This is a genomic window from uncultured Winogradskyella sp. (assembly GCF_947495255.1).
GTDB lineage: Bacteria > Bacteroidota > Bacteroidia > Flavobacteriales > Flavobacteriaceae > Winogradskyella.
Genome location: NZ_CANLYI010000001.1, coordinates 129,619 through 148,803, shown reverse-complemented (window position 1 = coordinate 148,803; position 19,185 = coordinate 129,619). Strand labels below are relative to the sequence as shown.

The 19,185-nt window shown below is 33.3% G+C and carries 15 protein-coding genes and 1 tRNA gene; 15 read left to right on the top strand and 1 reads right to left on the bottom strand.

Going from position 1 to position 19,185, the window contains the following annotated elements; all coding sequences use genetic code 11:
- The first annotated feature begins 12 nt into the window (after window positions 1–12).
- The 13 genes from Q0807_RS00675 to Q0807_RS00615 all read left to right on the top strand — a co-directional run bounded on the left by Q0807_RS00675 (window position 13) and on the right by Q0807_RS00615 (window position 14,949).
- Window positions 13–336, top strand: a complete 324-nt coding sequence (locus Q0807_RS00675; RefSeq protein WP_299106091.1) for an FtsL-like putative cell division protein — start codon at window positions 13–15, stop codon at window positions 334–336.
- Window positions 337–342: 6 nt separating this feature from the next.
- Window positions 343–2,355: a penicillin-binding protein gene (locus tag Q0807_RS00670; RefSeq protein ID WP_299105171.1), complete on the top strand. Its 2,013-nt coding sequence runs from the start codon at window positions 343–345 to the stop codon at window positions 2,353–2,355.
- Window positions 2,352–3,815 (top strand): UDP-N-acetylmuramoyl-L-alanyl-D-glutamate--2,6-diaminopimelate ligase, encoded by a 1,464-nt coding sequence (locus Q0807_RS00665; protein WP_299105169.1) that lies wholly within the window; start codon window positions 2,352–2,354, stop codon window positions 3,813–3,815. The genes Q0807_RS00670 and Q0807_RS00665 overlap by 4 nt, the downstream gene beginning before the upstream one ends.
- Window positions 3,816–3,828: 13 nt before the next feature.
- Window positions 3,829–5,070, top strand: coding sequence for a phospho-N-acetylmuramoyl-pentapeptide-transferase (gene mraY / locus Q0807_RS00660; protein WP_299105167.1), 1,242 nt, complete (start codon window positions 3,829–3,831; stop codon window positions 5,068–5,070).
- Window positions 5,070–6,401 carry a UDP-N-acetylmuramoyl-L-alanine--D-glutamate ligase gene (murD, locus tag Q0807_RS00655; RefSeq protein WP_299105166.1) on the top strand — a complete coding sequence of 444 codons (1,332 nt, stop codon included), beginning with the start codon at window positions 5,070–5,072 and terminating at the stop codon, window positions 6,399–6,401. The genes mraY and murD overlap by 1 nt, the downstream gene beginning before the upstream one ends.
- Before the next feature lie 52 nt (window positions 6,402–6,453).
- A complete protein-coding gene (locus tag Q0807_RS00650) occupies window positions 6,454–7,644 on the top strand; it encodes an FtsW/RodA/SpoVE family cell cycle protein (RefSeq protein ID WP_299105165.1) in 1,191 nt (396 codons plus the stop codon).
- Window positions 7,644–8,741: an undecaprenyldiphospho-muramoylpentapeptide beta-N-acetylglucosaminyltransferase gene (murG, locus tag Q0807_RS00645; RefSeq protein WP_299105164.1), complete on the top strand. Its 1,098-nt coding sequence runs from the start codon at window positions 7,644–7,646 to the stop codon at window positions 8,739–8,741. The genes Q0807_RS00650 and murG overlap by 1 nt, the downstream gene beginning before the upstream one ends.
- Complete coding sequence (gene murC, locus Q0807_RS00640; protein WP_299105163.1) at window positions 8,738–10,084, top strand: UDP-N-acetylmuramate--L-alanine ligase; 1,347 nt, start codon at window positions 8,738–8,740, stop codon at window positions 10,082–10,084. Before murG ends, murC begins: the two co-directional genes overlap by 4 nt.
- Window positions 10,077–10,799 (top strand): cell division protein FtsQ/DivIB, encoded by a 723-nt coding sequence (locus Q0807_RS00635; RefSeq protein WP_299105162.1) that lies wholly within the window; start codon window positions 10,077–10,079, stop codon window positions 10,797–10,799. The genes murC and Q0807_RS00635 overlap by 8 nt, the downstream gene beginning before the upstream one ends.
- A gap of 3 nt (window positions 10,800–10,802) precedes the next feature.
- Complete coding sequence (ftsA, locus tag Q0807_RS00630) at window positions 10,803–12,134, top strand: cell division protein FtsA (RefSeq protein WP_299105161.1); 1,332 nt, start codon at window positions 10,803–10,805, stop codon at window positions 12,132–12,134.
- A 129-nt stretch (window positions 12,135–12,263) separates the two neighbouring features.
- Window positions 12,264–14,204 (top strand): cell division protein FtsZ, encoded by a 1,941-nt coding sequence (gene ftsZ / locus Q0807_RS00625; RefSeq protein WP_299105160.1) that lies wholly within the window; start codon window positions 12,264–12,266, stop codon window positions 14,202–14,204.
- A 165-nt stretch (window positions 14,205–14,369) separates the two neighbouring features.
- Window positions 14,370–14,819, top strand: a complete 450-nt coding sequence (locus tag Q0807_RS00620) for a GatB/YqeY domain-containing protein (RefSeq protein WP_299105159.1) — start codon at window positions 14,370–14,372, stop codon at window positions 14,817–14,819.
- Window positions 14,820–14,875: 56 nt separating this feature from the next.
- A tRNA-Arg gene (locus Q0807_RS00615) sits at window positions 14,876–14,949 on the top strand.
- Between the two features lie 100 nt (window positions 14,950–15,049).
- On the opposite strand, the gene Q0807_RS00610 is transcribed toward Q0807_RS00615, so the two are convergent.
- Window positions 15,050–17,164 (bottom strand): helix-turn-helix domain-containing protein, encoded by a 2,115-nt coding sequence (locus tag Q0807_RS00610; protein ID WP_044633950.1) that lies wholly within the window; start codon window positions 17,162–17,164, stop codon window positions 15,050–15,052.
- Window positions 17,165–17,400: 236 nt separating this feature from the next.
- Here Q0807_RS00610 and Q0807_RS00605 point away from each other — a divergent pair, with 236 nt between their 5' ends.
- A complete protein-coding gene (locus Q0807_RS00605) occupies window positions 17,401–17,994 on the top strand; it encodes an ankyrin repeat domain-containing protein (protein WP_044633949.1) in 594 nt (197 codons plus the stop codon).
- A gap of 12 nt (window positions 17,995–18,006) precedes the next feature.
- On the top strand, window positions 18,007–19,092 hold the full coding sequence (locus Q0807_RS00600; RefSeq protein WP_044633948.1) for an acyltransferase family protein: 1,086 nt from the start codon (window positions 18,007–18,009) through the stop codon (window positions 19,090–19,092).
- Window positions 19,093–19,185: the final 93 nt, after the last annotated feature.

Here is a 19,185-nt window from a genome sequence, read left to right as displayed (position 1 = left end):
GCAGGAAGTAGAATGAAGAAAAATATTTACCACATACTAAAGGGGAAATTTCTAATCAGTGATGATTCGTTTAAAAATTGGCGCATCATCATTTTAATTTCTGTTTTGGCGATAATTATGATTGCGAGTTCTCATAAGGCGGATCAAAAAGTCTATGAAATTGCAAAATTAACGAATGAAGTAAAAGAGTTACGCTCTGCATTTGTAGATAAAAGAGGTAAGCTTATGCAGCTTAAAAAAGAATCTTTTGTAGAGGTTGAAATGAAAGAAAAAGGAATTGGGATTTCCTTAAACCCACCAACAAAAATAATAGTAAAGTCACAACAGCAACAATAACAAGCTTTGGCAATAACAGAAAAAAACATATTACACAGATTATACTTCGTCGCAGGCTGCTTGCTTGTGTTCGCTATTGCTGTGGTGTTTAAGCTTGTTAATATTCAATTTGTTCAAGGTGAAGAGTATAGGGCACTTGCGGAAAAAAGAACTTTAGAGGATTTTGATATTCCTGCAAATCGTGGTAATGTTTATTCTGCGGATGGTAGTTTGCTGGCGACGTCGATTCCTAAATACGATATTAGAATTGATGCCATTCAGGCAAAACCAGCAACTTTCGAAAAATATATTGGTGCTTTGGCAGATTCGCTTCATGTTTATAAAGGAAAACCTGCATCATATTACAAAAATATTATTCGAAAAGCACGAAAAAATAAAAACAGATATTTCCTCTTAGCACGAAACATTAGCTATTCAGATTATATAAGAATGCGAAATTTTCCGTTGCTTAATCTTGGTGCTATAAAAGGTGGTTTAATTGTAGAGCAAACGACAAGGCGAGAGCATCCAATGGGTGGAGTTGCATCGCGTTCTATTGGTTATGAGCGTTTTGATGAAGATGGTAATGTAAGTAGAGCAGGTATTGATGGCGCTTTTGGTGTGAAATATTTAAGAGGAACTAATGGTAAGCGTCGTAAACAAAGAATTGGTAATGGGCAATGGAAGCCAATTGCAGATTACGACCAAGTAGAACCAAAAGATGGTTACGATGTGTACACAACTATAGATGTTAATATTCAAGATATTGCACATCATTCATTATTAAAACAATTAGAGTTGTACGAAGCAGAACATGGTTGTGTTGTTGTAATGGATGTAAAAACAGGTGAAGTAAAAGCAATCGCAAATTTGGCTAAAACATCTAAAGGTACATATTACGAAAAAAGAAATTACGCAGTTTACGAGGCTCACGAACCTGGTTCTACTTTTAAGGTTATGGCTTTGATGGCTGCTTTAGAGGATAAGGTTATTGATACGTCTACTGTAGTTGATACAAAAAAAGGAAGAAAGAAATTTTATGGTCGTGTGATTACTGATTCTGGGAATGGCTTTGGTGAAATTTCTGCGGCTCGTGCCTTAGAAGTGTCTTCTAATATTGGTTTAGCAACTATTATAGATGATAACTACGCTAAGCAACCGCAAAAATTTATAGACCATTTAAAAGATTGGAAGCTTAATGATTCTCTTAATATTTCGATAATGGGAGAGGGAATTCCAGATATTCCAGAACCAGGAGATTCAAATTGGAGTAGAAATGCATTGCCTTCTATTGCTTATGGATATAATCTAACAATTACACCTTTACAGACCTTGACGTTTTATAACGCTATAGCCAATAATGGAGAAATGATAAAGCCTCGTTTTTTAAAAGCTGTAAAGTCATTTGACAAGAATATTGAGGTTTTTGAGAAAGAGGTCATCATTGATAAAATTTGTTCTGATAAGACATTATTTGAGGTTCAAGATATTTTGAAGAATGTTGTAATTCGTGGTACAGGTCAACGTATGTATTCTGAAACATTTTCAATGGCAGGTAAAACAGGAACTGCAAGAACTGATTATGCAGACCTAGAGAAGTGGTATAAAGACAAGAAGTATGTATCGTCTTTTGCTGGTTATTTTCCAGCTGATAATCCTAAATATTCCTGCATTGTTGTGATACATAAGCCAAGTACAAAAGTAGGTTATTATGGCGCTGATGTTTCTGGACCAGTTTTTAAAAGGATTGCCCAAAAAATATATACAGATACACCAATTATTGATGAAGTTGAAACGCTTGATTTTAAGAATAATTTAGTGAACGAAGATTTTGAGAGTTATTACGATAATGCTCAGAAATATAAAGAATTAATGCCAAGTGTTGTTGGTATGCCAGCTATGGATGCAATCGCATTATTAGAAAATTTACAAGTTGACGTCCGAGTAAAATTAACAGGAAGTGGTATTGTTAAGAAACAATCTGTTGAAAAGCACCAAAAATTACAAACTAATCAAACTATCATTTTAGAAGCATCATGATGGTATTAAAAGACATATTATATAAGGTTACGATAAACGCAGTGGTTGGTAGTACAAGCATTACGGTTAGTAAAATTGAATTCGATTCGCGTCAAATCAAGACCAACGATGTTTTTGTGGCTATTTCTGGGGCCATTACAGATGGTCATAATTATATAGAGAAAGCAATTACAGATGGTGCAACCGCTATTATTTGTGAAGTGCTTCCTGAGAATCTTCATGATGATATCACTTATATAGAAGTTGCAAATTCTAATCAAGCCATGGCATATATGGCTAATAATTTTTATGGGCAGCCATCAGAAAATTTAAAATTGGTTGGTGTTACCGGAACGAATGGTAAAACAACAGTTTCAAGTTTATTATACCAGCTATTTAAAAAAGCAGGTTATAAAGTTGGGTTGTTGTCTACGGTTAAAATTATGGTAGATAATACCACATATAAAGCCACGCATACCACACCAGATTCTTTAACTATTAATAAATATTTAAAGATGATGAATGATGAAGGTATTGAATTTTGCTTTATGGAAGTGAGTTCGCACGGAATTCATCAAAGTAGAACTGAAGGTTTAAAGTTTGAAGGCGGCATTTTTACAAATCTGTCTCATGATCATTTAGATTATCATGATACGTTTGCGGAATATAGAGACGTTAAGAAAAAGTTTTTTGACCAGTTGCCAAAAGAAGCCTTTGCATTATCTAACATAGATGATAAAAATGGCTTAGTAATGTTTCAAAATACACAGGCTAAGAAATATACTTATGCGTTAAAAAATTATGCGGATTATAGAGCGCAGATTTTAGAAAATCAGTTCAGTGGTTTATTGCTGAAGTTGAATGATAGCGAATTATGGACGCGTTTAATAGGAAGTTTTAATGCTTACAATATTCTTGCTATTTATGGTGCTGCTGAATTATTAGGCTTAGAAAAAGATGAAATTTTAAGATTGATTAGTGAGCTTGAAAATGTAGCAGGACGCTTTCAGTATTTTATTTCAGAAGAGAAAATTACGGCTATTGTAGATTATGCACACACACCAGATGCATTAAAAAATGTGCTAGAAACTATAAATGATATCAGAACTAAAAACGAAGAACTGATTACTGTAGTGGGTTGTGGTGGTAATAGAGATAAGACAAAACGACCAAAAATGGCGCATATCGCTTCGGCTTTAAGTACTAAAGTGATTTTAACAAGCGATAATCCAAGAAACGAAGTGCCTGAGGTTATTATTGAAGAGATGGAAAAAGGGGTTGAGCCTCAAAATTTCAAAAAAACGTTATCTGTAACGGATAGAAAACAAGCTATTAAAGCGGCTTGCCAAATGGCAGGACCAAATGATATTATTCTAATAGCCGGAAAAGGGCATGAGAATTACCAAGAAATTAAAGGTGAGCGCTTTGATTTTGATGATTATAAAATTGTTCAAGAGTATTTAAAACAATTACAGAAATAAATAACAACCGAGAATGCTGTATTACTTATTCGAATATTTAGAGCAACAGTTCCAATTGCCAGGAGCGTCACTTTTTGGGTTTATAACCTTTAGAGCAGCTGTGGCTATTATATTGTCGCTGTTAATTTCTACAATTTTTGGTAAACGCATTATTCGTTTTTTACAAAGACAACAAGTAGGAGAGACGATTCGTGATTTAGGATTAGAAGGACAAGTTGAAAAAGCAGGAACACCAACAATGGGTGGAATTATCATTATTCTAGCGACTTTGGTTCCTGTGCTCTTATTAGCAAAGCTTGAAAATATTTACATCATCCTTTTAATAGTGACTACACTTTGGATGGGAACCATTGGTTTTATTGATGATTATATCAAGAAATTCAAAAATGACAAAGACGGCTTAAAAGGGAAATTTAAAGTATTAGGTCAAGTAGGATTGGGTATCATAGTTGGTGCAACATTGTTTTTTCATCAAGATGTAACGCTGAAAGAAAAGTTGCCTATTCAGCAACAAAATGAAATTCGTGCTGAAAACCCAAATGTGCAAGCGTCAAAATTATTTAAGGCAGAAGAGAAGTCAACCAAAACAACGATTCCTTTCTTAAAAGATAATGAGTTTGATTATTCAGATTTAATAACATGGATAAGTCCAGGTTTAGAAAAATACACATGGATAATATTTATTCTGGTTAGTATTTTCATCATTACAGCAGTATCAAATGGAGCAAATCTAACAGATGGCATAGATGGTCTTGCAGCAGGAACATCAGCCATAATTGTACTGACCTTAGGGATTTTTGCTTGGGTTTCTAGTAATATCGTTTTTTCAGGTTACTTAGATATTATGTATATCCCAAGAGCTGAAGAAATTACCATTTACATCGCAGCATTTGTAGGAGCGTTAATTGGGTTTTTATGGTACAATACTTATCCAGCGCAAGTGTTTATGGGAGATACTGGAAGTTTAACCATTGGAGGAATCATTGCTGTAATCGCTATTGCTGTTAGGAAGGAATGGTTAATTCCAATTCTATGTGGCATATTCTTAGCAGAGAATTTATCAGTGGTATTGCAAGTGAGCTATTTCAAATACACAAGAAAGAAGTTTGGAGAAGGACGACGCATTTTTAAAATGTCGCCTTTGCATCATCACTATCAGAAATCAGGTTATCACGAAAGTAAGATTGTAACCCGTTTTTGGATTGTTGGAATTTTACTAGCTATTATAACCATAGTAACCTTGAAAATTAGATAATGAAAAGGCTGGTAATTCTTGGTGGTGGTGAAAGTGGAGTAGGAACAGCGCTTTTAGGAAAAGCAAAAGGATACGATGTATTTGTATCAGACAAAGGAAAGATTAAAGAAAAGTATAAAGACGTTCTTTTAAATAATGAGATTGAATTTGAAGATGAACAGCATACGGAATCAAAAATTCTAAATGCAGACATCGTCATGAAAAGTCCTGGTATTCCAGATAAAGTGGCTTTAGTGAAACAAATTCGTGAAGCAGGAATTAAAGTGGTTTCTGAAATTGAATTTGCTTCCAAATTTACGGATGCAACGTTGGTGGCAATTACAGGAAGTAATGGTAAAACTACAACGGCAACGTTAACACATCATTTGTTAAATCAAGATTTAGATGTGGGTTTAGCTGGAAATATTGGAGATAGTTTCGCGAAGCAGATTTTAGAAAAGAATCATGATAACTACGTCTTGGAGATTAGTAGTTTTCAATTAGATGATATCGTTGATTTTAAACCAAAAATTGCGATTCTAACGAATATAACACCAGACCACTTAGATAGATATGATTATAAGTTTGAAAACTATATCGCTTCAAAATTTAGAGTCGTAGAGAATCAAACAGAGGACGATTATTTTATATATGATGCAGATGATGAAGTCATTTTAGACTATATGAAAACGCATCAAATTCAATCGAAAAAATTGCCTTTTTCATTAACAAAAGTTATTGAGCAAGGCGCATATTTAGACAACAACAATATAATAATAACAATAGATAATAATAAAATCATTATGCCAACAGATAATTTAGCATTAGAGGGGAAACACAACGTGAAGAATGCAATGGCAGCTTCTACTGTGGCGCATTTACTTAAAATTAGAAAGCAAACTATCCGTGAGAGTTTAGAGAACTTTCAGGGTGTGGAGCATCGATTAGAGCACGTATTAAAAATCAATAAGGTGCAATACATCAATGATTCAAAAGCAACAAATGTAAATGCAACATATTTTGCATTAGAAAGTATGGATGCACCAACGGTTTGGATTGTTGGAGGTGTTGATAAAGGCAATGATTACAAAGAATTATTTCCGTTTATAAACGAAAAAGTAAAAGCAATTATTTGCTTAGGTGTGGATAATGCAAAACTTATGGAGTCGTTTGGTAAAATGGTGGACGTCATTATTGAAACTGAATACATGAGTGAAGCTGTGAAAATAGCATACAAACTAGCAGATGCTGGAGATAATGTGTTGCTGTCACCTGCTTGTGCAAGTTTTGATTTATTTGAAAATTATGAGGATAGAGGACGTCAATTTAAAAACGCAGTCAGAAATTTATAAAAGAGATTAAAGATGAATTAGGGACTCATCTATAAAAGGTTAACGGTTAAGCATGCAAAATATATTTAAGCAAATAAAAGGAGATAAAGCCATTTGGGCTATAGTTGCGTTGTTAGCGCTATTCTCGTTTATGCCTGTTTATAGTGCCGCAAGTAATTTAGCAAATAGTGGTCATACCAATACGTTTTCCTTATTGGTTAAGCATTTTATGCACTTGCTGTTGGGCTTTGTTATTATGTTTGGTGTACATAAGGTGCCTTACAAGTATTTTAGAGGGTTGTCCATGGTAATGATTCCTATTGTCTTTGTTTTGTTATTGGTTACAATGCTTCAAGGAACAACAATTGATGGCGCAAATGCTAGTCGATGGATACAGATTCCTATTGTAAATATGTCTTTTCAAACATCAACGCTAGCGTCAGTTGTGCTCATGGTTTATGTGGCTAGATATTTATCTAAAATTAGGGATAAGGAAATTAAGTTTAAAGAAACAATTTTACCACTTTGGACACCAGTTTTTCTAATTCTAATCCTTATACTTCCTGCAAATTTCTCAACAACAGCAATCATATTTACTATGATAATGATGTTGGCATTTATTGGTGGTTATCCTTTGAAATATTTGGGATTAATGATCGTGTCAGGTTTTGCAGGTTTAGCAATATTTGTTTTAGTAGCTAAAGCATTTCCAGATGCTATGCCAAATAGAGTAGATACATGGATGAGTAGAATCGAAAATTTTGCTAATGATGAAGATACCGAAGCAGATTATCAGATTGAAAAAGCAAAAATAGCAATTGCGACCGGTGAAATTAAAGGTTTAGGACCTGGAAAAAGTATTCAAAAGAATTTTTTACCTCAGTCATCTTCAGATTTCATTTTTGCGATTATCATAGAAGAATATGGTCTAATAGGTGGTGTGTTTATCTTGGTTTTGTATTTATGGTTCTTGTTTAGAATCGTAGTTGTGAGCCATAAATCCGATACCATATTCGGACGATTATTAGTGTTAGGGGTTGGATTGCCAATTGTATTTCAAGCCTTAATAAATATGGCAGTAGCAGTGGAGTTATTTCCAGTTACAGGTCAAACCTTACCTTTAATTAGTAGCGGTGGAACATCTATATGGATGACTTGTTTAGCCATAGGGATTATTCTTAGCGTAAGTGCTAAACGGGAAGAATTAAAAGAAATAGAAGACGCAGAAGATAATCCATTAGCCATTTTAAGTGAAGCAATTTAATGAGTAACTATAAATTCATATTATCAGGAGGAGGAACAGGAGGACATATTTATCCTGCAGTTGCGATTGCGGACGAGTTAAAATCGCGCTATCCAGATGCAGAATTTCTATTTGTTGGAGCATCAGACCGTATGGAAATGGATAAGGTGCCACAAGCTGGTTATAAAATTGAAGGGTTATGGATTTCAGGGATTCAACGTAAATTGACTTTAAAGAATTTAGCATTTCCGTTTAAGTTGATAAGTAGTTTATTGCGTTCAAGAAAAATTGTAAACACATTTAAACCAGATGCAGTTATTGGTACTGGTGGTTTTGCAAGTGGACCATTATTGCATGTAGCTTCTTCAAAAGGAATTCCGAGTTTAATTCAAGAACAAAATTCATTTCCAGGAATTACAAATAAGTTGTTAGCTAAAAAAGTGAATACTATTTGTGTGGCTTATGATGGTTTGGAGAAATTCTTTCCAAAAGATAAAATTAAGCTAACCGGAAATCCAATTCGTAAGGATTTATTGGAGGTAAGAAATAAGCATATTGAGGGTAAAGATGCTTTTGCTTTAAAACATAATAAGCGAACACTTTTAGTTTTAGGAGGAAGTTTGGGAGCAAGGCGAATTAATCAATTAATTGAAGCTAATCTTGAGTTCTTTGAAACTCAAGATATTCAAGTAATATGGCAATGTGGAAAATTGTATTACGAGCAGTATAAGCAATATAATGATTTAGATAGAGTACAAGTCCATGCGTTTTTAAATGAAATGGATTTGGCTTATGCAGCTGCGGATGTTATAATCTCGAGAGCAGGTGCAATTTCAGTTTCAGAATTATGTATCGTTGGTAAACCTGTGATTTTTATTCCGTCACCCAATGTGGCAGAAGATCACCAAACTAAAAATGCAAAATCGGTTGCAGATAAGAATTCAGCGATTTTAATACGAGAAAAAGATTTGGATTCTAATTTCCAAAATGAATTTTCAGAATTGATTTCAAACGAAGAGAAACAAAAAGAATTAAGCAAAAATATTGAAGCCTTAGCACTAGTAAATGCAACAAATGATATTGTTGATGAGGTCGAAAAATTATTAAGAGTTAAATGAATTTCAGTACAGTAAATAACGTCTATTTTATTGGTGTCGGAGGAATCGGAATGAGTGCGATTGCACGCTATTTTGTGGCTAACGGCAAGCAGGTAGCTGGTTATGATAAAACACCAACTGAAATTACAGAGTCTCTCGAGGATTTAGGAGTAGAAATTCATTTTGAAGATGATATTTCAAAAGTGTCTAATGCATTTTTAAATCCTGAAAATACACTAGTTGTTTATACGCCTGCAGTACCAAAGAATCATTCAGAATTAAACTATTTTAAATATAATAATTTTAATGTTTTAAAACGTTCAGCGGTTTTAGGTGAAATTACTAAGCAAACAGTTTGTTTGGCAGTTGCTGGTACTCATGGTAAGACAACGACAACAAGTATCTTAGGGCATTTATTGAATACATGTAATGTACCTGTTACAGCATTTTTAGGAGGAATAGGTGAAAATTATAATTCTAATTTAATCCTTAACGGAACGGAAGTAACAGTTGTAGAAGCTGATGAATTTGATCGTTCGTTTTTAACATTATCGCCAAATTTAGCTTGTATTACGTCAATGGATGCTGATCATTTGGATATTTACGGAAACGCGGATGAATTAGTAAAAACCTTCAAGGATTTTTCGGAATGTATAAAACCAGATGGAAAATTATTTGTTAGAAATGGTTTGCCCTTAAAAGGTATTACTTATGGGATAGAAGATGATTCAGATTATTGTGCTCAAAATATTTCTATAGAAAATGGTAGTTACTTATTTGATGTAAAAACGCCTAAAGGGATTCAAAAAGGATTTAAGTTTAGTTTACCAGGAAGGCACAATTTATCTAATGCAATTATTGCACTAGCAATGGCAGCTGAATATGGATGTTCTTATAATGAACTGGCAATAGGTTTAGAATCTTATAAAGGCGTAAAACGAAGATTTACATATCAAATAAAAACGGATAATTTCGTTTTTATTGATGACTACGCACATCATCCTGAAGAAATAAAAGCAGTTCATCACGCTGTAAGAGAAATGTATCCAGGTAAAAAGGTTTTGGCTATTTTTCAACCGCACTTGTTTAGTAGAACTCAAGATTTTGTGGATGGATTTGCAGAAAATCTTTCAAAATTCGATGAATTATTACTCTTAGATATTTATCCAGCAAGAGAATTACCGATTGAAGGTGTGACGTCAGAATGGTTGTTAAATAAGATTGAAAACCCAAATAAAAAGTTAATTCAGAAGTCTGAAATAATTGATGAAATAAAGAAATCCGATGCTCAAATTATATTAACAATTGGAGCAGGAGATATTGGAGCAGAAGTTAAACATATTAAAGAAGCTTGCTATGTTTAAAATCAATTATAACTATATAAAAATCATTGGATTGATTGTTTTGGTAGGCTTTTTGTTTGCTTTTTCTAATCAAAGAAATAAAAATAGAATTGTTGGTGAACCATACATAGAATTCTTAGGTGAAAACAAATTATTTATTACCGATGAGAATGTTAGTAAATTGTTAATACAAAACCTAGAACCTGTTTCAAAGCAACCTAAAGATATTATAGATTTGAATAAATTAGAATCTGCCCTGAAATCTAATCCAATGATCAAGAAAGCGGAAGTGTTTATGTCAGTAAATGGTACACTTTCGGCTGAAATTGAACAAAAACGACCTATTGCAAGAGTGAACACAAATGCATCGTATTACATCGATGATGAAGGTGGATTTATGCCTTTGTCTTATAATTATGCGGCAAGAGTGCCACTTGTTACTGGAAATATTGAGAAAAATAAGCTCCAAACAGTCTTTAAATTTGCAAAAGCTGTAGATGAAGATGATTTTTTAAAGAAATATGTCATTGAGATTCGTCAAAACAACGATAAAACAATCGATTTTAAAATTCGAAAAAGTGATTTTACGGTTCATTTAGGAACTTTAAAACAACTCGAAAAAAAAATAAACAATTTTAAAGCTTTTTACCAAAAGGCTTTTAAAGACCAAATTTTAGATAGCTATGCATTAGTGAATTTAAAATTTGATAAACAAGTTATTTGCACCAAAAAGTAAAGTATGGACAAGCAAAACATTTCGGTAGGTCTAGATATAGGAACCACAAAGATTGTGGCCATGATTGGTCGCAAAAACGAGTATGATAAAGTTGAGATTTTAGGTTTAGGAAAAGCTAAAAGTATGGGAGTGCATCGTGGTGTGGTAAATAATATTACCCAAACGATTCAGTCTATACAACAAGCGGTTCAAGAAGCTGAAGCTGCTGCTTCTGAGAAAATTGAAGAAGTTACTGTTGGTATCGCTGGTCAGCATATCCGCAGTTTGCAACATAGTGATTATATCACTCGTCCTAATTCTGATATTGTAATCGATGAAGATGATATTGATAGATTAATTAATCAGGTGCATAAATTAGTAATGCTTCCGGGTGAAGAAATCATTCATGTTTTACCTCAAGAATTTAAAATTGATGGTCAAGCTGAAATTACAGAGCCAATTGGAATGTATGGTGGACGATTGGAGGCTAACTTTCATGTTGTAGTTGGTCAAGTTTCATCTATCAGAAATATTGGAAGGTGTATTAAAAGTTCTGGGTTAGAATTAGAAGGTATCACATTAGAACCTTTGGCTTCTGCAAATGCAGTTTTAAGCAGAGAAGAAAAAGAAGCTGGTGTTGCATTGATTGATATAGGTGGTGGAACTACGGATTTAGCAGTTTTTAAAGATGGCATTATTCGTCATACAGCGGTAATACCTTTTGGTGGAAATGTAATCACTGAAGATATCAAAGAAGGCTGTTCAATTATTGAAAAACAAGCTGAGCTTTTAAAAGTGAAGTTTGGGTCTGCGTGGCCAGGAGAAAATAAGGATAATGAAATTGTATCAATTCCTGGATTAAGAGGAAGAGAACCAAAAGAGATTACCTTAAAGAATTTGTCTAAAATTATTCATGCGAGAGTTGTGGAAATTATAGAACAAGTTTTTGTTGAAATAAAAAATTATGGTCACGAAGAACAAAAGAAAAAATTAATTGGTGGTATTGTTTTAACGGGTGGAGGAAGCCAGTTAAAGCACTTAAAGCAATTGGTTGAATATATAACAGGTATGGATACCAGAATTGGCTATCCAAATGAGCATTTAGCAGGCGATAGCGATGAAGATATTGCAAGTCCGTTGTATGCAACAGCAGTTGGTTTAGTAATGGATGGCTTAAAGCGTCAAGAGCGTAAAAAAGCGGAACAAATTGAAGAGGAGTTTGTTATTGAAAATGAAGCAGAACAAATTGAAGAGCCAGAAGTAGAAGTTAAAGTTGAAGAACCAATAAAAGAGCGTCGTTCGTTTTTAGATAAATTAACGGAGCGGGTAAAGGATTTTTTGGATAATGCAGAATAACAATGCGATGCATTCTTAATTGCACAGATTCAAATAAACAAGAATAAAAAATAGTAATTATAAAGGAAAACACAAGTAGTGTGCTTTCCGTACCAAGGAAGAATAGAATAATAGAAAATCCATAATATAATGAGTAACAGCAACGAATTTGGAAATATTTCTTTTGATTTGCCAAAGAATCAATCTAACGTCATCAAGGTAATTGGTGTCGGTGGAGGTGGTAGCAACGCCATTAATCACATGTTTCAGCAAGGGATCAAAGGCGTTGATTTTGTAATCTGTAATACAGATTCACAGGCACTTCAAAGCAGTGGAGTTCCAAACAAAATTCAATTAGGTGTAAATTTAACTGAAGGTTTAGGCGCAGGTGCTAATCCAGACGTTGGAGAAGAAGCAGCAGTAGAAAGTTTAGAAGACATTCGCAGAATGTTAGATACCAATACTAAAATGGTATTTATCACAGCAGGAATGGGTGGAGGAACAGGAACAGGAGCTGCACCAGTCATCGCAAAAATGGCTAAAGAACTTGATATTCTTACGGTTGGTATTGTAACAATGCCATTTCAGTTTGAAGGTAAAATGCGTAATGCTCAAGCACAACGTGGTATCGAGAAATTACGTGCTCATGTAGATTCTTTAGTTGTAATCAATAATAACAAACTTCGAGAAGTTTATGGAAACCTTGGGTTTAAAGCTGGTTTCTCTAAAGCAGACGAAGTATTATCAACAGCATCTCGTGGTATAGCAGAAGTAATTACACATCACTATACGCAGAATATTGATTTACGTGATGCTAAAACGGTATTAAGTAATAGTGGAACTGCAATTATGGGTTCTGCAACAGCTTCAGGTCAAACTAGAGCGCAAGAGGCGATTATGAACGCATTAGATTCGCCATTACTTAACGATAATAAAATTACAGGAGCTAAAAACGTATTGTTGCTAATCGTTTCTGGTTCTCAAGAAATTACTATTGATGAGATTGGTGAAATCAATGATCATATTCAAACTGAAGCCGGATTTGGAGCTAACATTATTATGGGTGTTGGTGAAGATGAAGATTTACAAGAGTCTATTTCTGTAACTATTATTGCTACAGGATTTGATTTAGATCAGCAGAATGAAATTTCGAATACTGAAACTAAAAAAGTAATACACGCTTTAGAAGAGGCAGCTGAAGTTAGTACTCAAGATAAAGAGCCAGCTATTATCACGCCAGATATTGTTTTAGAAGCAGAAAAGGAAACTCCAATTGTTCGTCATACATTAATTGAAGAAGAAGTTGAGGAAACAAAAATTGAAGCTAAGGTTGAAGAAACTACAGGTACGGATTTAATACCAACTACAGACTTTTTAAAGAACATGAATGTTGTTTATGATGAAGTGTTAGATAAAAAACCAGAACCTTTAGTTGAACCAGAAGATTTTGTTATTACACCAATAGTAAATAAAGCAGAAAGGATAGAAGAAGCTCCAGAAGAGCAGATAACGTTTTCATTTGATTTGCCTTTAGCTAACAAAAAAACAGAAACAATTGAAGAAGAGTCAAAAGCTGAACAAGAAAAAATGTTCTTCAGTTTAGAGGAAGAGGTTAAGGATATAAATGTTAATGAGCCTGTTGAGATTATTTCTGTTACTGAAATTAACGAACAAGGTGAAAAGCGTTATGCATTAGATGATTTTGAAACATTTGAATCATCTTTAAATGTAACGAATGAAAAGACAGAAGTAAAAGAAGAGATTGTTTTTGAAAAGAAAACAATACCTGTGCAAGAAACGGTTCAAATTCCTGAAGATGAAATTGACCCAATGAATAGTCCAATTTCAGATTTGTTAATAGCTCGTGCAGATGAACGTAGAAGAAAAATGAAAGATTTCAACTATAAGTTTAACACGGCTAAAATAGATGAAATTGAAAAAGAACCTGCATACAAAAGACAAGGAGTTAATTTAGAAGATGCTCAGCATTCATCTGAAATTAAAGCTTCAAGAATGTCTGTTGGTACAGATGAGAACGACGATATTCAGTTAAGAAGTAATAATTCATTCTTACATGATAACGTAGACTAATTATATAGTAATATTACTCTGTTAATTAGTAAAGTTAAAGCTCAAAAAGGTCGTAGAATTTTTTTGAGCTTTTTGTTTTTATAAAGTTTTGTAAATGAAGACAGGTAGTGTAATGCAAGCCAAAGTTTTTAGTATCTTTGCGCTTCTTAATAAAAGTACAAAATTATGAGTTTACAAGTTGATGTAATGACTGCTATGAAAGCAGCAATGAAAGCAAAAGACCAAACAGCTTTAGCTGCTTTACGAGCTGTAAAATCAGAAATTTTACTAGCACAAACAGCTACAGGATCTAAAGAAGAAATTTCTGAGGATGAAGAAATAAAAATCTTATCTAAAATGGTAAAGCAGCGCAAGGATAGCGCAGCCATATTTTTAGAACAAGATCGTAATGATTTAGCTGAGCCAGAATTGGCACAAGCAGAAATAATTAGTCAGTTTTTACCTGTTCAACTTTCTGAGGAGGAGATAGCAGAAGAAGTGGTGAAAACAATAGCTGAAGTTGGTGCTGAAGGGATGAAGGATATGGGTAAAGTTATGGGAATGGTGAGTAAAGCATTAGCTGGAAAAGCTGATGGCAAAACAATCTCAAGTATTGTAAAAGCAAAATTGTCATAGATAAGATAATAAAAGTATTGTCACCTTTAGAGCAGTCGAAAGGTCGCATTTTATATGGCCTCGTAGTTCAACTGGATAGAATATCAGATTTCGGCTCTGAGGGTTGGAGGTTCGAATCCTCTCGAGGTCACTCTTAAGTTATATGAAATTGAGTTGATTGCGCTAAAATTTAACTATTACTCAACCTCAACCAATATTTTGAATAGTATGGATAATTAAATTCCAACGATCTATAATAGTTTTTCCTTTTTTAAAGTTTCTTTAAGTATTTTATGTTTTTCCCAAAATTGCACTTCTATTTTCTCAATAGTTTCGTCGTATCTTGGATGATTCTGCAACTGGTTCAATAGAGGGTCTTCCTTCATAAATAAAAGCACCCAATATTGGAAACCATCTTGTGAACTAAATTTATCGTAGGCTTCTATAGCTTTATCTGGCATATTTTCATAAAGATACAGCATAGCTAAACTTGCCTCTCTGTAAATTGACTCATCTTCTTCCAAATAATCTTTATATTTCTGAATATATTTTTCTGCTTTATTAGGAAGACCCAATTTTTTATAGGTGTAGGCTATTTTTATGTTCTCTGCTGGATACAAGTCAATTTTATCAGTAGTAAGTATACTAATATATTTCTCGTAATAAACCAATGATTTTTCGTAATCTTCCTGAAAATAATATGTTTTGGCTAATTCTTGAGTGATATCAGCGCGAGTAGTATCTTTACGCCACTCTATGAGCATTTTTTTTCTTAAGGATTCTAAATCTTTATTATTCGCATAATCTATAAAATTTTTTAAGTAGGTACTATATTGATTTTTAGGATTATACTTCAGAGATTCTTCAATGTATTTTGAAGCCTCTTTAGCAAACCCGTTTTGGACTAATGCATTACTCAAGTTTAGATAGATAAAGCTTTTAGAAATACTATCGTTAGCTTCAATATTTAATTTTATTCCTTTTAATGCATAAGTGAGATACTTATTTGTATCTGGAACAACTCTAGCATATATATCAGATAAAATTAGTACTACAGAAGAAGCATTTGGGTTATAATCTAGTGCTTTTTCCAAGTAAGGTATCGCTAACCTAAATTCGTTTGCGTTTATATAATACAGTGCTTTTGCAATCAGAGACAATTCAGAAGTAGAATCAAACAACAGGGAATTATCTGCATATTCATTTAATTCGGCTAAATATTTCTTTTCAATTTTATTTACATCTAAGTAATAGTAACAAATTGCAATCTGAGCATAGGCGAGTGCAAATTCCGAGTCTTGTTCTATCGCTTTTTCAAATAAATTAATAGCAGCTTGCAACCCCTCTTTTGTCTTTGTTTGTAAGGCTTCAAGTCCTTTTAAATAATAATCATAAGCTAATACGTTTTCCGTTGGTTTTTTATCTATTTGTTGTAGCTCCGCTGGTGTTACTTTTGCTTCAATGGCTTCTGCAATTTTTTTTGCAACTTCATTTTGTACAGAAAAAATGTCCTCCGTTTTATGGTTGTACTGTTCTGCCCATATAGGTGAATCCTTTGACGCATCAATCAATTGAATATTCAACAAAACCTGACCATCAATGCGTTGTCCACTACCCTCAATCAAGTAATTGACACCTAGTTCTTCACCGATTTCTGTTATTGTCTTATCTGTATCTCTATATTTTTCTACAGAGGTCCTACTAATTACTCGAATATCTTCAATTTTCTGTAAATTGTTTAACGTTGACTCCATAAGTCCGTTTACAAAATAAAGGTTATCAGAGTCATTACTCATATTTATAAACGGCAATACTGCAATCGATTTCTTAAGGTTGACGACATTTTTTTCAGAATTGATTGTTTCTTTTGGGAGAAACAAAAATAGTGCTAGTACTATAACCAAGACCGTTCCTACTATTATCTGAATACGGTTTGGCTTAAAAAAAGTTTTTTCAGCAACTTCAATAATCTCTGTGTTTTGGTGATCTCCTTCGACTTTAAATTCATCTTCAAATTCTGTTTGTTTACCTATTTTTTTTCTGGCCTCGCCTGGGGAATACCCATAATAGTCTCTAAAGCATTTAATAAAATAAGAATTATTACTAAAGCCAACCTCATAAGAAATTTCAGAAATAGTAAGCTCCGTTTCTTTTAACATCGTCATCCCTTTTTGAAGTCGGACTTCACGAATAAATTGACTTGCACTACCTTGTGTTTGTTTCTTAATCTTCCGCAACAAATTTGATCGGCTCATATTCATGAGGTCTGCCAATTCTGAAACTCCAAATTGCTCATTAGAGATATTCTCTAAAATAAGCGACTGAGCTTGCTCAATAAATTTTTCTTGATGTGAGATGTTAGACATGTTGCTTTGTACTGTTCCAAAAGTAGAAATTTTTATTTAAACACTATGTCGCTTATAGTTGAAAGTTCTTTATCAAAAAATGAGTTTTTGCGTCATAATTTATACTCCTGCGTCATAATTTTCAATCTCTCACCAAACTTGACACAATAGGCTTCATGCGGATTATCAACCAACTAAGTTAGTATCGCATCTTTGTAGAAACAAAAATCAAGTTCTTAATCAATATAAATTAAATTATGAAAACATTTAAAATTACTTCAATTAGAATGACAATTCAGATGTTAATCTTTGCACTTTTATTAACAAGTTCATGCGCACAATCTAACAAAGAAACAAGTTCAAATGATTCCGCTAAAGCAACAAAAACAGTAAACGCACCTGATATAGATATTCACGGAGCTGTATTAACGGGAAATTTGGATGCAGTTAAGCAACATATTGAAGCTGGGACTGATATTAATCAAAAAGAGGCCATGTCTGGATCTACACCTTTAATGTCAGCAGCCACTTTTAATAAACCTGAAATAGCGAAAGCATTGATCAATGGAAATGCAGATTTGTCTATAAAAAATAATGATGGTGGAACAGCTTTACACACTGCAGCATTCTTCGGGCGAATCGAAATTGTACAATTACTTATGGATGCAAAAGCTGATAAAACGGTTCGTAATAATTATGGAGCTACACCAAGGGAAACAGTAATGGTAGATTTTGCTCAAATGAAACCTATCTATGAAATGTTAATTCAGCAATTAAAACCAATGGGATTTACATTAGATCTTGATGAATTACAAAAGGCACGTCCTGTTGTTGCAATGATGCTACAATAAACATAAAACAAGATGACAACAGAAAGAAGATACGATATTGATTGGCTTAGAGTCATTGCTATAGGTTTATTACTGATTTACCATATAGCGATTATATTTCAACCTTGGGCCATGTTTATAGGGTTTATAAGAAGTGAAGACGCTTTAGAAGGACTTTGGAAACCAATGACCATGCTCAATGTTTGGAGGATACCCTTACTGTTTTTTGTATCGGGAATGGGCTTATATTTTGCAATGAAAAAAAGAAATTGGAAGCAATTATTCATAGAGCGCAGTAAACGAATTCTTTTACCCTTTGTTTTCGGTATTTTAGCTATCACTCCGTTACACTTTTTAGTCTTTCAAAACTACTATAATATGCCATTGAGTTATTTTCCGCATATGGGACATCTATGGTTTTTAGGAAACATTTTTGTCTATGTCGTAGTGTTGTCACCTGTTTTTTACTATTTGAAAAAAAATGGAAATGGAAAATTTAAAAAAGCCATTTCAAAAGTGATGACCTATGCTTTAGGACCATTATCTATATCCGTATTTTTTATGATAGAAATAGGTATTGTTAAACCACAGCTATTTGAACTATACGCTAAAACCTGGCATGGATTTTTTATCGGGTTGCTTGGGTTCTTTTTTGGATTTCTGTTTGTATATAGCGGTAAAGTATTCTGGCAAACCGTTTCAAAGTGGAAATGGTTATATATCGGTTTGGCAGCCATCCTCTTCGTGATTCGTTTCACAGGGTTTGAGTCATTATCAAATATGTATATCACCACCATAGAATCAAATTCTTGGATATTGGGTTTATTTGGAATAGGCTATAGTTACCTTAATAAACCAAGTGCCTTACTAAGCTATTTGAGTGCAGCTGTTTATCCAGTTTATATTATTCACATGTTTGTCTTATATGCAGGTGCATTACTCATTCTGCCATTAGATCTTCATCCTATGCTAGAGTTTGTAGGAATTACAGTATTTACGTTTATAGTCTGTTTTCTCATTTATGAATTCACCTTAAAAAGAATTACAATCTTGAGACCTTTATTTGGTTTGAAATGGAAATTTAAAAGGGTCGTACAGAAAGAATTAAAAAGGATTTAGAATCTAACTCAAACTTATCTTTTCACTTTATAATAGTTATCAGTACATCAAAACAATAAAATATAATTCATCAATCAATCATCAATCAATCAT